Below are 12,321 nucleotides of genomic sequence, written 5' to 3' on the forward strand. Positions count from 1 at the left end.
GCGCGGCTGTTTCCCTTAGTTTTTTAGAGAAGGTCGCTAAGAACTTCTTCCGGGTCCGGTCAGCGGTTGTCGATCGTTTCCGGGTTCATGTCATGGTTCATCAGCCGGTAGTTCGCGATTTCCTCGTACTTCGTCCCCGGACGGCCGTAGTTGCACCACGGGTCGATCGAGATGCCGCCGCGCGGCGTGAACTTGCCCCACACCTCGATATAGCGCGGGTCGAGCAGCTTGATCAGGTCGTTCATGATGATGTTCACACAGTCTTCATGGAAGTCGCCGTGATTGCGGAAGCTGAACAAATACAGCTTCAGCGACTTGCTTTCCACGAGCTTCTTGTCCGGGATAAAGGAAATGTACATCGTCGCAAAATCCGGCTGTCCCGTGATCGGGCACAAACTCGTGAACTCCGGGCAGTTGAACTTCACGAAATAGTCGCGGTTTGTATGCAGATTATCCACTGCCTCCAGCACTTCCGGAGCGTATTCGGTCGAGTATTGGGTATTCTGGTTTCCCAGCAGGGTCAGATCGTTCAATCCTTGTTCATGGCTTCGGCCAGACATATGAAAAAGCCTCCTTGTATCATGCGCCCGGCATGCACAAGAGAGGTTGGAAGTCCCATAAAAAACAAAAAGCCGTGTCCGGCATGGACATGGCTGAAATCGTCATGAACCATAGTTTTTTATAGAGGGTATCCGCTATGAACCTCTCCCCGTGAATCCGGGCATTTACTTGTCGTTATTAGAATATAGGAAATTGAGGGGAGGGTCAATGGCTGCTCAATCTTCCTGGGACTCATCCATCCTCCAGGGCAGCACAGCCTCGAACTCGAGTATAAGGCCGTCTTCCGAGCGGGAAAAGCCGATGGTGAATTCACCGATTGCGGCGGTGACGGATTCATCCCATTGGCCGTCCATGATTTCCGGTCCGTCGAGCAGCCGGCCTGCCAAATGATAATGCCCGATATACAGGCGCTTGTCAGGACTCTCGGCCGGGAAATCCGAAAGCAGGTCCGGTAGAGCAGGGGCGACGCCGAGTTCTTCAAACCAGGGAAAGCCGGAAAAGGCTTTTCTGAAGTTCCGGCAATATAGGCATCCGCAGGGTGGGCAGGCACTCCGGTAATGGTCATGGGTGGCTTCGGGGTCTGCTTCGATCCGCCATTTGGCAATCTGCACTGTCTTCATGAAACCACCTGGATGCCGGCGGATTCTTCACGCTCTTTCTGCATCGTCTTGAACTTCCTGTCGAGGAAGAAGTTCGCGAATGGCACGAAGGCGGCCGCGATGCCGAGCAACGACCAGATGATGTTCCACCGGACCACAATCTGCGCCGGAACGAGGGCAAGGACGTAGGTGACGAAGATGCCGCCGTGGATGGCGCCGACGACCGACACGGCGAGAGGCATGCCGGCCATATATTTCATCGGCATCGCGATGAACAGCAGGACCAACAGGGATACGCCGTCCGCGATTCCCAAGGCCCGCGCAAATTTAAGTGCAGGAATGGACAATGGATTCTCCGCCTTTCGTTTCGATGTTTCCAGTATAAAAGAAAGTGGCGCCGGCCGGCTTGTTCCAAGGCTCCCGTTTCTATGACGATTTAATGGCTGATTTCATTTCACCAGTTTGGGCACGCGACCCCAAACTGCGCCCGGTTTTTCGTGCGCGAGGTTTCTAACTCAATCACCGCTCCGCTTTTCGTGCGCGAACTTCCCGAATTCGCACGCAAACCCAATTGCCGTCCTACTTTAAGCAAACCTCTCAAACCCGAACAAAATCCCAAACCGCACCTCTCAATACGCAGTCAGTCCATCGCACCCGCTGTTCGGCGGTTCATCATTTCACCGGAATGGACATCAAAGCGTTCGACGGTTCGTTCCCCGGACTTGCGGTGGTAGACGACTTTCATGAGGCACGCTTCCTCCTGGCTGAATGCGTGGATGATCACCCGCTTCGTTTCTTCATAAATGTGTATGGGAACGTAGCCGGACTGTGTTTCCTGCTTCTCCATCCAGTCCGCCAGCGGGCTGTCGGTCAGCTCGGCCAAAAACCTTGAGTCTCTCATTGACCGTCTTCCTTTCAAATTTAAACTCTAGCAAACATATTGGGTTTTATTGAAATGGGGAAGGGTCAGTTTAACGAGGAGAGGGGTGGTCAGTTCCACGGTGAATTCGCCTTAATCCCTTCACACTTTCCCTGTCTGAAAAGTGCTACACTAAAAGAAAAAATCGGTTCGATGGAGGAATGGGAATGAAGACGCTGTGGCATGGGGGAACGTTTGTGACGATGGAACAGGAAGGGCACACGGTCGGGGCGGTGCTCGTGGAGGACGGGCGGATTATCGCAACGGGTACAGTTGAAGAGCTGAAGGGCCGGGCCGACCGGGAGGAGAATGTCGGCGGTGCGGTTGTTTATCCGGGATTTGTCGATACGCATATGCACCTGATCGGCCATGGCCGGCAGCTGCTCAGCAACAATCTGTCCGCGGTGACGTCGTCGGGGGAACTGCTCGCGATCATGCGGAAAGCGGCGGAGCAGGTGCCGGACGGCGAGTGGGTGCTCGGAGAAGGTTGGGATGAGAACCTGTTCGCGGACCGGCATATCCCGACGCTTGCGGAACTGGATGCCGTGACGGACAAGCCGATGATGCTGAAGCGGACGTGCCGCCACATGCTGCTTGCGAACTCGGCGGCGCTGCGGCTTGCGGGCATCACGAAAGAGACGCCGGATCCGGAAGGCGGCGTCATCGTGCGTGATGCGGACGGACACCTGACCGGCTTCCTGAAGGAGGACGCGCAGGACCTGGTCGAGGCGATTGTCCCTCATCCGTCAGAGGAAGCGATCCGCGCCGCGCTTGAAGCGGCGGTCGATGACCTTGTGTCGATGGGGCTGACGGGGGGCCATACCGATGACCTCGGATACTTTGGCGGATACGAGAATCCGATGAAGGCGTTCCATGAAGTGCTCGGCGAGGGCAAGCGGAAGTTCCGTGCGCATCTGCTTCGCCGCTCGACGGTCTTCGATGCCATGATGAAAGCGGATGTGTCCTACACCAAGTGGGCGGAGCCCGGCGCGATGAAGTTCTTTATCGACGGGGCGCTCGGCGGCAAGACCGCCGCGCTGTCGGAGGATTACTCGGATGATCCGGGCAACCGCGGCACGTTCGTTGTGACTCGGGAGGAGACGGAGGAACTGGTGCGCCTCGCTCGCAGCCACGGCGAGGCGATCGCGGTGCACGTGATCGGCGACGCAGCAGCGGAGAGGGCGATCGAAGCGATCGAGAAGTACCCGTGCCCGGAAGGCAAGCGCGACCGGCTGATCCATGTGTGCGTGCTGCGCGAGGACCTGGTCGACCGGATGGAAAAGCTCCCGGTCATCCTCGACATCCAGCCGATCTTCGTCGGCTCCGACTTCCCGTGGGCGGAAGACCGCCTCGGCCCGGAGCGGCTTGAATGGGCATACGCGTGGAAAAAACTTATGGACCGCGGATTCATCTGCGGCGGCGGCTCCGACACACCGGTCGACTCCCCGGACCCGCTCCTCGGCATCTACACCGCCGTCGCCCGCAAGCTTCCGGACGACCCTGTGGAAGGCGGCTACCTGCCGGAAGAAAAACTTTCCCGCTACGAGGCGCTCCGGCTTTATACGACCGAAGCGGCGAAAGTGCTCGGCCAGGAAGCCATCCGCGGCAAAATCGCCCCGGGCCACTTTGCCGACTTCACCATGGTCGACGCCGACCTCGAGCGCGTGGCGGAAGACGACATCGTAAACGCGGCTATCGTGATGACGGTGGTCGACGGGGACGTGCAGTTCAGGAAGTGAGCCGAGAGGAGGATGGGGCGGATTGTAACTTTCCCCGCGTGAATCGTAACATTCGTGAGCGGTATCGTAACTTTCCCTGCCGGAATCGTAACATTCACGGGCAGTTTCGAATTGCCTGAATCCCATCATTCACAATCCAGACGGCCGGGCCCATCCGCACCGGCCGCACAACATGAGGAGGGATGGCCATGGCTTCAATGGCACGCCCCATCCGCAATTATCTGCCGGGACTGCTCGTCCTGGCAGGCGGGCTGTATACCGTGTATTACTACTATATGTACTGGCTCCGTGTGTACGGGGCGCTCTGCATTCCGGGCTACGGGGACCCGATCAAGGTGGAGGTGACGCGGGGGATCTGGATCCGGCTGGATGCAATCCTGTTTCCGACGGTGTTCGGGGTGATCCTGACGCTCCTCGGGGTCATGCTCATTTGGAAAAAGAAGTTCGGGGCGGCGGTCGTGGCGCTTGTGCTGAGTGCGACCGTCATCAACTGGCCGGCCTTTGTCCTTATTGCCGGCGGCGCCATTCTCGGCCTGCTGTTTTGGCGGAAGACGCTTTTGCCTGCCATCGATCTTCCCGATGAGACGATGGAGTGGTTGAATCATGTGGCAGAATCGCCCGCCCCTAAATCGTTCCGGCGCTTGCCGGCGAAGCGGCTCGCCTACTCGTTCCGCAATGAAGGCGGAGAACACGTTGTGATAAAAGAAACGGAGTCCCCGGAAGCGGCGGAACGGGAAGCACAAGCCCTCTCCGCAACCACTGACCGGGACCTTCCCGCGCCAAAGGCGATCGCGACAGACGGCCCGTTCCTCCTGATGACGCAGCTGGACGGCTTCCCGTTTTTGCAACCTCTTGACTTTGAGGCTTGGATCGAAGAAATTGCGGGTATATTATCCACCACCCACCAGGCCCGCATGCCGGATAGGCAGGCGCACCCCAGGCCGGCCGAACCGGTCATCCCCGGCTGGGCATTTGACCGCGCCAACTGGGAGCGGGCCGCCCGGATCTTCCGGGAGGAAACCGCGGATGCCGCTCCGGTGATGATCCACGGGGACTTCGAGCCGGCCAATGTGCTGTTCCGGGATGGCCGGGCGACCGGACTGACCGGCTGGGGCCATGCCGGCTGCGGTCCGGCCCAGCTGGACGTCGGCCGGATGCGGGTCGCGCTCGAGCTGATCCACGGCGGAAACGTGGCGGACACATTCCTGGGCATGTATAAAAACGCGGCGAAAAACCGAGGCTTTACCTACTGCAGGTACTGGGACCTTCTCGCGGTGTACGGCTGGCTGGAACAGGATCCGGGCAGCATCGCTTCCCACTGGAGACGGTTCGGCATCACGACCCTCTCGGAGGATGAAGTGAGGCGCCGTTTGGAACGGTTCGTGAAAACCTTGGCAGACAAGGAGTGAGGCCATGAAGGACATCAGGATCCTTCTCCTGTTTATCGTCCCCGGCGCCATCATCGGCGTGACGGGAGCCGGCGCCGAATCCATGGCGCTTAAAGTAGGCTCCATGCTGCTTGCTGCATTGCTCGTGGTCGTGGCGCTGGTCGCAGGGATTCAATCCGTCGCACAAAACAGGGAGAAATACAGTAAACGTTAAAAAATTCTGTTTATTTGATTATTGATCCGATAAATAGGGAATGCTTCACGATAAGTCGTTCCGCTGGTGCGGGGCGGCTTTGCTGTGCCGCGAAAAGGCCGCCACCCTGCACGGATGGCGGCTGCTTTCATTTTTCGTTTTGACGGCTGTCTTTTTTGTTTGGCTTCTTGCCCGCCGCATCCGCGCGATTGAAGTCATCCTGATACAGCACTTCCTGCGTGTCGCGGAGGCCGTTGTGGGTCTCGGCCATGCGCTCATGCGGCTCCCGGTTTCCTTTCTTCATCCCAAACACTCCTTTCGAATGATAGGTTCTCCCGTTACAGATGCGGTTAAACGTGGTACAACGGAGTAAGGAAGGAGCGATTTTATATGGCAGACGGAAAAAACCGCGCGGACGTGAAACCCGGCCAGCGCGTGAAGATCGTGCTTAAAAAAGATCAGCGGATGGGCGCGCTGACCGAAGGGACCGTGAAGGACCTCCTCACGAATTCCCCGACCCATCCCCATGGCATCAAGGTGCGCCTGGAGGACGGACAGGTCGGCCGCGTCAAGGAAATCATCGGATAAGGGAAAGGGCGCATGCGGACTGCCGCATGCGTTTTTAATTTCCTTAACAAACTCCTAAAACGTGCTTCATATGCCCTTCATACAGGATGGGTATGGTGGGGGCAGAAGGGAAGGAAGAGCGGATACAGGGAGGCGGCGCGATGAGACGGCTGTTGGTGATCGGGCTTGCGACGTTGTTTTTTTTCGGGGTTCAGGATGGATGCGGCCGCGCCGGTGGAACAGGCGCCGCCGGAGCATCGGGTGGAGGCGGCGGCCCTCCAGGCGGACGTCCCGGCCGAGATGCCGGCCTACTACGGCGATTACCGGCCGAATCCGACTTTCACCGATGACCGGCGGCTCAGGAATCCCGGTGAAGTGTGGCGTGACAGCCGCGGCGAGATGGAGGTGCTGAAGGCGACCGGCGAGCAAAAGCGGGTTGACGGGGGTGCCGCCGAACTGACAGTCAGGGAAACGAAGATTCTCCGCTATGAGCCGGACGCACAACCGGAATTCAAGTTCGTCAAACTGTTTGTCGAGGTGCGGAACACCGGGGACGAGCCGGTCCGTGTCGAACCGGTGTCCGAGATGGTGACCGATACGGGCGAGACGGTCCATTGGCAGGAAGAAATCTATGGGGAAGGGCTCGGCGGCATGCTGGCACCCGGCCAGGTGAAGGCAGGGAACGTCGGGTTCATCTTGGAAGATACGGACGCCCAAGTCCTGACCCTCCATGCCGGAGCTGAAGGCAAGGCGGAAATCAGGTTCTAGAGGGAAACACCCGGAGGAGGTTCGATGGATGATACTCAGAATCAGGCGGCTATTCCCTTTTCGCAGGACGGCGCAGGAAGCCCGGGAACCGGACAGACTCCGGAAAAAGAAAGTCGGCATTCCGATCAGGAGGAGAAGGTGACCGACGGAATACTGGCATTCAATAGATGAAGGCAGGGAGGAATCGGGATGAAACGGACGGCTATGATCATCGGACTTGCAGCGCTTATTCTTACAGGCTGTTCATGGGAACTGGCAGAGACGGAGCGGGCACAGAACGTGAACAGGGCGGAAGCGGCAGCACTGCCGGCACCTGAGTGGAAGGAAGCGCCGCCTTATTACGAGGGCCACCCGGTCAACCCGCAGGTGACGGACGACCGGTTGCTCCGGCAGCCGGGCGGGACGGTCCTGGATGAGCGCGGGGAGGCGGAACTGCTTAAAGCAGGCAATGGGAAGCGGATCACGGCAGGCCCGGTCGATCTGGCCGTCCGGGAAGCCAAGTTGTTTCGCTACTATCCGGACGAAGAGCTGATCGGCTTCTACCAGATGTTTACCGATGAGATGGGCTTCCCGGTAGCCAAGCTGTTTGTCGAAGTGACGAATACCGGGAACCACCCGATCCGCTTCGAACCCGCCGCTGTCTTGGAGACGGACGACGGCGAAAAAAAGCTCCGGGAGGATGACATCTACCTTGAGGGGCTTGGTGGTGAAATCAGACCTGGTGAGACAAGAAAGGGAAATGTCGGATTCATCCTGGAAGATGGAAACGCCGAACGCCTGACCGTCAGGACGAGTGATGTTATGGACAAGAGCGGCGAAAAACTCACCGGCGGCACGGAGTTTGATATCCGGCTGGAATGAGGCGGAGGGGAATAGGAAACCACAACGCATGCGGACGGCATGTGTTTTTTTATTGGGCGATGGGTCGGGCTGCGGTCGCGAAACCACAGATAGCGGCGCACCCACTGCACAAAGAGAGGATTGCGGGGCACCGTAGTTCATGCAATAATTGGAAGTAAAAAGAAACAATGGGGGCACGAGTAAGCGTTCAGCCATGTTCGGGGCTGACAGGTTTCCATTTAAGGAGGTTCCGCTATGTTTTATAGAAAAATGTTTGTGATCGGGCTGCTGCTTCTTTTGGGGGCCTGCGGTCAGGAGGAAGCCTCCATCCGCCCTGCAGATCTGACGGAGAGGGAGGAGGCCATCCTCAAGATGATGGCAGATCCGTCATTTGTGTTCGACTTCGATTTACCCGATGACGACGGGGAGATATCGGTATGGATTGAACACTATCAGTCCGGCCGGTTGGACAACGATCGATTCTTGGATCTCACGGCTCCAGTCGCGCAAAACGGGTTTTTCACGTTTGTCAGCACCATTCAGGGCAAGGACGGGACACAATTGTTCCGCCTCGGCATCAACAGTGACGGAGACGCGATAGGTTCATCTTTGGCCATGGATCCGGAACACTTAGAGGAAATGTCGGGCACTTGGGCAGCATTGCAGGAAGAGAAGAGATGGGAAGCCGACGAAGAAAAGGTGTTGGCCTATATCGGCTTTTCTTCCGGCAGCCGCATGAGCAGCCTTTCACAGGACTTTTTTGAAGACCCCGACAACCATCTGGATGAGCTGGAGCAATACGACGATGCCTATGTAATGAAAGCAAAAAGGGAAAAATGACCCTTGACGGATCGGAAACGCAGGCGACGGGGATGTGAAGATTTGAAATTATCCCCTTCCCGGTCACTCGTGGCCGGTTTTTTTACATTCCGGGTTGTCATATATAAATGACAAATGTATAATATAGGTGACAAGTTTCCGGTTGGAGGGACTTTTGTGAAAGATGTGACACTGAAGAACGCGGTGAAGCTGAAACGGATTGAACGGGGCGGTTTCACCCAGGGTGAGCTTGCCAAGCAGGTCGGGGTGACACGCCAGACGATGAATCTGATTGAAGCCCAGAAATACAATCCTACCATCAAGGTCTGCTTGCAGATTGCGAAAGTGCTGGATGCGAAATTGGATGAACTGTTCTGGATGGAGGATGAGTCATGAAAGGATTATTTACGTATCTACCGGCAGCGGGACTGCTGCTGATCCTCTTGATTCTCGAGGACTCAATTCTGAAATGGGTGGCGATCGTTGCCGGAGCGGCGCTGATCGCCATGGCCAAGTGGCAGCGTTCAAAGATGAAGGAAGAGGAGATTGAATATGATGACCGTGTCAATGCGAACATCACCAAGTGGTCTCTCAGGACCCTATTTGTGATGAATGCCCTGCTGCTCGCATGGCTTGCCCTGGATCATTGGGCCGCTTTACCTGTGGAATTGTCTGCGGATACCCTAATCGTCTATGTGCTGATTTCCTTATTTGTTCCTTTTTATATCATCCCGGCCATTGTAAAACAATTTTAAGGAGGGAGACGGATGACTGTCGATATGATTGTAATCGGACTGATTTTCTTTGTCTTGGGTTATTTGATCGGCGTGAAGAAAATGACTTTTCTTCTTGCCGGATTCAATGAACAGCGTGTGCGCGACAAAGACAGACTCGGCCTTCTTGTAGGCGGCGCACTGGGAGTTTTGGGCGCCATCATGCTTATTGCCGGCTTGCTTGGTGCAGCGCCTGCCCAGCCATTTATCGTCGGAAGTGTGATCGTCATGCTGCTGCTCGTCGTCTACGTCAATGCCAAAATGGTGGAATGAAGAAGAAAGCGGTCCGGGATGCGGCCGCTTTCTTTATATTCATTTCATCCGGCCAAGCACGGTCCACGCCACACACCCGGCCAGCGCCCCAAACGTATTCAGAATCACATCATCCACATCAGTCGTCCGTCCGAGGAAATACTGGACCGCTTCCACGCCCAAAGACAGCAGCAGGCCGGCAAGCGTCGCTTTCAAAATGATCCTGCGGCGGACGGTCCTTCTTGCCCCGAACAGGAATCCGAACGGCACGAACAGCAGGATGTTCAGCCCGATATTCCGCAGCAAGACGCCTGGCCCATCCGCGTTCGCGATCATCTCCGCCATGCTCCGGAACGGAATCAGGTGGACATTCTGTTCGCCTGCCGGCCCGAGATCTTCCGGGTACAGGGTGATGAACAGGATCGCCATGACGCTAAGCGAGAACAGAACATTCACGAAAACCGGCTTCCGGCCCTGGCCGGGATTCCTGACATGCAGAACCGCATAGACCACCCCGGCGACAACCGCGGTGAACAAAAACAGCGGAATGACCCCGTCAAACGCTTTCCAAAGCTGTTCCATGGCGACACCTCCAGTTTAGAATACTTCCTGTCTACCCGGGATGCGGGCAGGTCATGCAGGAAGGGAAACGGGGTAAGGAACGAGAAAGGGAAGAGGCGGGGAATAAGCGGCTGAAGTGGACAATCAAAGGAGACGATCAGATGAACACAAACTGGTGGACAGCACTCGACATGGACTACCCGATCATCCAGGCGCCGATGGCCGGTTCGACGACGCCCGAGTTTGTCGCGGCATGCCTGGAGGCGGGGATCCTCGGTTCGCTCGGGGCGGGATACATGACGGCAGAGGAGACGCGGGCGGCAATCCGGGAGATCCGGAATCTCTCCGGTAAGCCATTGAATGTGAATCTGTTCGTGCCGGAAAAACCGGAGCGGGACGACAGCGTGATCGGGGAGGCGCACCGGGCGCTGGCGCCTTACCGGGAAGAGCTCGGATTGCCGGGGGAACTGCCTGCCTTAAGCGACAGCGAGTTTTCGCGTCAGGTCGACGTCGCAATCGACGAAGGCGTGGAAGTGGTGTCGTTCACGTTCGGTCTGCCGGATGAGGACACCGTCCGGAAACTGAAGGATGCCGGCACGTTTCTGATCGGCACGGCGACGACGCCTGAAGAGGCGGTGGAAGCGGAGCGGAGCGGAATGGACGCAGTCGTGCTGCAGGGGAAGGAAGCGGGCGGCCACCGGGGCGCGTTTATCGGGGAAGACCGCTTCCTGACGCTGCGCGATCTGCTCGGCGGGACCAGGCTGACGGTCCCGGTCATCGCCGCCGGCGGCATCCATGATGCGGAAACGGTCCGTGCGGCGCTGGATGCCGGCGCGTCCGCCGTCCAGATCGGGACGGCGCTTCTCGTTGCGGAGGAAAGCGGCGCGAACGCCTTACATAAGGAAGCGATCCTGAACTCCGAGGCGGGCGGGACAGTCATCACGAAGGCATTCAGCGGCAAAAACGCACGCGGGCTCAACAACCGCTTCATCAAAGAAATGGCCGATGCCGCGATCGCCCCGTACCCGGTCCAAAACGACCTGACCAAAGCGATCCGGTCGGCCGCCGGCAAACAGGGCAAGGCGGGCCTCCTGTCGCTCTGGTCGGGCGAGAACGGATGGAAAGCCAGGAGAGGCAAGGTATTGGAGATCGTCAGAAGAATGACGGAGGAAGAGGAATAAGCGGTCTGGAAGTTATGCATCATGCAATAATAAGACCCCGGTCCGGAGGGGGCCTGTTTGGATGGCCACTTTATCGGGAGACGGCGGGGACCCATGTTGCAAAAAAGTTGCACGGGCCTCCCGCTACTCATTAGAATAAGGGGAGCAGTCTTGCATGTGCAGACGCGAGAGGACGTTTAATTGTGAACAAAGAAGTGAAATTGGAAAAACGGATCTTGTGGCTATCGTTCTGGACAGGTGGCCTTTTTGCTCTTGCCGAATTTTTCATGGCGATCTACTCCGGATCCCAGGCCGTGCTGATGGATGCGGCCTATGATGCCTCGGAGCTGCTGATTCTCGGGCTCATGCTGTTTCTGATGCCGCTGTTCCACCGGCCCATCACGGAGAAACTGCCATTCGGCTTTTCTCAGTTGGAGTCCATCCTGGTCATCATCAAGGGCTTCATGCTCCTGTCGGTCACATTCGGCCTGTCCGCGAAAAGCGTGGAAGTTGCCTTGACGGGAGGGAATGAGGTCGACGGGATCCAGATCTCCATTTTCCAGGCGGTTGTCGCCCTGGTGAGTTTCGGCATTCTGTTGATGATGCGCCGCATGAACCGGACGCTTTCTTCCCCGATCCTCGATATGGAGATTTACGGATGGAAAGTGGACGTGGCCTACAGCCTGGGGATGGGATTGGCCTTTTTCGGTTCCACGTTTTTGAAGGGAACGCCGCTTGAGGTCATCTCTCCTTATTTCGACCAGATCGTCTCCGTGCTGATTGTCCTATTCATGATGCCGGAAGCGTTGAAGATGCTGGTCCGTGCCATCAAGGATGTGTTTTTGTTTTCGCCGGAAAAAGAGACGATGGAACGGATCAAGGAAATCTGCGGGAATGTACTGGAGCGCCGCGGGCTAGAACCCGTATTTTACGACGTGACCCGCACGGGAAGAAGATTGTGGGTGTCAGTGTACTTCCGGAAGGACAGTGAGTTCCTGGTCGTCCGTGCGCTTCAGGACGCCACGCGCGAGGCCAATGAAGCCCTATCGGAGGAATTCGACCATTGCGTCTGCGAACTGATCATGGCGGGTCCTGATGAAGGTCAGCTGCACCCCCGGCACGAACTGCCAACATAAACGAACACTCCCCTTTCCGGGCAGGTCCGCGCCGGGAAGGGGAGTT

At 57.3% G+C, this 12,321-nt stretch carries 18 protein-coding genes; 12 read left to right on the plus strand and 6 right to left on the minus strand.

Going from position 1 to position 12,321, the window contains the following annotated elements; all coding sequences use genetic code 11:
• Positions 1-59 precede the first annotated feature (59 nt).
• The 4 genes from queF to BLT01_RS01635 all read right to left on the minus strand — a co-directional run bounded on the left by queF (position 60) and on the right by BLT01_RS01635 (position 2,061).
• The gene (gene queF / locus BLT01_RS01620; protein ID WP_092093745.1) at positions 60-560 is read right to left on the minus strand and encodes a preQ(1) synthase; all 501 of its coding nucleotides are present in this window, start codon (positions 558-560) and stop codon (positions 60-62) included.
• Between the two features lie 216 nt (positions 561-776).
• Positions 777-1,181: a hypothetical protein gene (locus BLT01_RS01625; RefSeq protein ID WP_092093749.1), complete on the minus strand. Its 405-nt coding sequence runs from the start codon at positions 1,179-1,181 to the stop codon at positions 777-779.
• Positions 1,178-1,507, minus strand: coding sequence for a DUF3817 domain-containing protein (locus BLT01_RS01630; RefSeq protein ID WP_092093754.1), 330 nt, complete (start codon positions 1,505-1,507; stop codon positions 1,178-1,180). The genes BLT01_RS01625 and BLT01_RS01630 overlap by 4 nt, the downstream gene beginning before the upstream one ends.
• Positions 1,508-1,800: 293 nt before the next feature.
• The gene (locus BLT01_RS01635; RefSeq protein ID WP_092093758.1) at positions 1,801-2,061 is read right to left on the minus strand and encodes a PIN domain-containing protein; all 261 of its coding nucleotides are present in this window, start codon (positions 2,059-2,061) and stop codon (positions 1,801-1,803) included.
• A 185-nt stretch (positions 2,062-2,246) separates the two neighbouring features.
• On the opposite strand from BLT01_RS01635, the gene BLT01_RS01640 reads away from it, so the two are divergent.
• From BLT01_RS01640 to BLT01_RS01650, 3 genes are all read left to right on the plus strand, one after another.
• A complete protein-coding gene (locus tag BLT01_RS01640) occupies positions 2,247-3,818 on the plus strand; it encodes an amidohydrolase (RefSeq protein WP_092093761.1) in 1,572 nt (523 codons plus the stop codon).
• Positions 3,819-4,006: 188 nt separating this feature from the next.
• The gene (locus tag BLT01_RS01645) at positions 4,007-5,227 is read left to right on the plus strand and encodes a phosphotransferase family protein (RefSeq protein ID WP_176764984.1); all 1,221 of its coding nucleotides are present in this window, start codon (positions 4,007-4,009) and stop codon (positions 5,225-5,227) included.
• A gap of 4 nt (positions 5,228-5,231) precedes the next feature.
• Entirely contained in the window at positions 5,232-5,420 is a 189-nt protein-coding gene (locus BLT01_RS01650; protein ID WP_092093771.1) for a hypothetical protein, read from the plus strand.
• Positions 5,421-5,547: 127 nt separating this feature from the next.
• Here BLT01_RS01650 and BLT01_RS01655 read toward each other — a convergent pair whose 3' ends face one another.
• A complete protein-coding gene (locus BLT01_RS01655) occupies positions 5,548-5,703 on the minus strand; it encodes a YfhE family protein (protein WP_092093776.1) in 156 nt (51 codons plus the stop codon).
• A gap of 86 nt (positions 5,704-5,789) precedes the next feature.
• On the opposite strand from BLT01_RS01655, the gene BLT01_RS01660 reads away from it, so the two are divergent.
• The 7 genes from BLT01_RS01660 to BLT01_RS01690 all read left to right on the plus strand — a co-directional run bounded on the left by BLT01_RS01660 (position 5,790) and on the right by BLT01_RS01690 (position 9,439).
• Positions 5,790-5,987 carry a YwbE family protein gene (locus tag BLT01_RS01660; protein ID WP_092093780.1) on the plus strand — a complete coding sequence of 66 codons (198 nt, stop codon included), beginning with the start codon at positions 5,790-5,792 and terminating at the stop codon, positions 5,985-5,987.
• Between the two features lie 195 nt (positions 5,988-6,182).
• Complete coding sequence (locus BLT01_RS01665) at positions 6,183-6,734, plus strand: DUF4352 domain-containing protein (RefSeq protein ID WP_092093785.1); 552 nt, start codon at positions 6,183-6,185, stop codon at positions 6,732-6,734.
• 189 nt (positions 6,735-6,923) lie between these two features.
• On the plus strand, positions 6,924-7,595 hold the full coding sequence (locus tag BLT01_RS01670) for a DUF4352 domain-containing protein (RefSeq protein WP_092093790.1): 672 nt from the start codon (positions 6,924-6,926) through the stop codon (positions 7,593-7,595).
• A 234-nt stretch (positions 7,596-7,829) separates the two neighbouring features.
• Positions 7,830-8,414 carry a hypothetical protein gene (locus tag BLT01_RS01675; protein ID WP_092093795.1) on the plus strand — a complete coding sequence of 195 codons (585 nt, stop codon included), beginning with the start codon at positions 7,830-7,832 and terminating at the stop codon, positions 8,412-8,414.
• Positions 8,415-8,570: 156 nt separating this feature from the next.
• Entirely contained in the window at positions 8,571-8,789 is a 219-nt protein-coding gene (locus BLT01_RS01680) for a helix-turn-helix transcriptional regulator (RefSeq protein WP_245696833.1), read from the plus strand.
• Positions 8,786-9,148 (plus strand): hypothetical protein, encoded by a 363-nt coding sequence (locus BLT01_RS01685; RefSeq protein ID WP_092093800.1) that lies wholly within the window; start codon positions 8,786-8,788, stop codon positions 9,146-9,148. Before BLT01_RS01680 ends, BLT01_RS01685 begins: the two co-directional genes overlap by 4 nt.
• 12 nt (positions 9,149-9,160) lie before the next feature.
• Positions 9,161-9,439 (plus strand): DUF3784 domain-containing protein, encoded by a 279-nt coding sequence (locus BLT01_RS01690; protein WP_092093805.1) that lies wholly within the window; start codon positions 9,161-9,163, stop codon positions 9,437-9,439.
• 39 nt (positions 9,440-9,478) lie between these two features.
• Here the strand turns inward: BLT01_RS01690 and BLT01_RS01695 are convergent, their stop codons facing one another.
• Positions 9,479-10,000, minus strand: a complete 522-nt coding sequence (locus tag BLT01_RS01695) for a VanZ family protein (protein ID WP_092093809.1) — start codon at positions 9,998-10,000, stop codon at positions 9,479-9,481.
• 140 nt (positions 10,001-10,140) lie between these two features.
• On the opposite strand from BLT01_RS01695, the gene BLT01_RS01700 reads away from it, so the two are divergent.
• Together BLT01_RS01700 and BLT01_RS01705 are read left to right on the plus strand one after the other, a co-directional pair.
• Positions 10,141-11,160 (plus strand): NAD(P)H-dependent flavin oxidoreductase, encoded by a 1,020-nt coding sequence (locus tag BLT01_RS01700; protein WP_092093933.1) that lies wholly within the window; start codon positions 10,141-10,143, stop codon positions 11,158-11,160.
• A gap of 182 nt (positions 11,161-11,342) precedes the next feature.
• Positions 11,343-12,275: a cation transporter gene (locus BLT01_RS01705; protein ID WP_092093813.1), complete on the plus strand. Its 933-nt coding sequence runs from the start codon at positions 11,343-11,345 to the stop codon at positions 12,273-12,275.
• The last annotated feature ends 46 nt before the right edge of the window (positions 12,276-12,321 follow it).

The organism is Bhargavaea beijingensis (genome assembly GCF_900101985.1).
Lineage (GTDB): Bacteria > Bacillota > Bacilli > Bacillales_A > Planococcaceae > Bhargavaea > Bhargavaea beijingensis.

Coding starts and splice junctions, on each gene's coding strand:
- BLT01_RS01685 (WP_092093800.1), top strand. CDS start 8,786: ATGAAAGGATTATTTACGTATCTACCGGCAGCGGGACTGCTGCTGATC.
- BLT01_RS01625 (WP_092093749.1), bottom strand. CDS start 1,181: ATGAAGACAGTGCAGATTGCCAAATGGCGGATCGAAGCAGACCCCGAA.
- BLT01_RS01675 (WP_092093795.1), top strand. CDS start 7,830: ATGTTTTATAGAAAAATGTTTGTGATCGGGCTGCTGCTTCTTTTGGGG.
- BLT01_RS01695 (WP_092093809.1), bottom strand. CDS start 10,000: ATGGAACAGCTTTGGAAAGCGTTTGACGGGGTCATTCCGCTGTTTTTG.
- BLT01_RS01700 (WP_092093933.1), top strand. CDS start 10,141: ATGAACACAAACTGGTGGACAGCACTCGACATGGACTACCCGATCATC.
- BLT01_RS01665 (WP_092093785.1), top strand. CDS start 6,183: ATGGATGCGGCCGCGCCGGTGGAACAGGCGCCGCCGGAGCATCGGGTG.
- BLT01_RS01655 (WP_092093776.1), bottom strand. CDS start 5,703: ATGAAGAAAGGAAACCGGGAGCCGCATGAGCGCATGGCCGAGACCCAC.
- BLT01_RS01660 (WP_092093780.1), top strand. CDS start 5,790: ATGGCAGACGGAAAAAACCGCGCGGACGTGAAACCCGGCCAGCGCGTG.
- queF (WP_092093745.1), bottom strand. CDS start 560: ATGTCTGGCCGAAGCCATGAACAAGGATTGAACGATCTGACCCTGCTG.
- BLT01_RS01690 (WP_092093805.1), top strand. CDS start 9,161: ATGACTGTCGATATGATTGTAATCGGACTGATTTTCTTTGTCTTGGGT.
- BLT01_RS01645 (WP_176764984.1), top strand. CDS start 4,007: ATGGCTTCAATGGCACGCCCCATCCGCAATTATCTGCCGGGACTGCTC.
- BLT01_RS01640 (WP_092093761.1), top strand. CDS start 2,247: ATGAAGACGCTGTGGCATGGGGGAACGTTTGTGACGATGGAACAGGAA.
- BLT01_RS01635 (WP_092093758.1), bottom strand. CDS start 2,061: ATGAGAGACTCAAGGTTTTTGGCCGAGCTGACCGACAGCCCGCTGGCG.
- BLT01_RS01670 (WP_092093790.1), top strand. CDS start 6,924: ATGAAACGGACGGCTATGATCATCGGACTTGCAGCGCTTATTCTTACA.
- BLT01_RS01650 (WP_092093771.1), top strand. CDS start 5,232: ATGAAGGACATCAGGATCCTTCTCCTGTTTATCGTCCCCGGCGCCATC.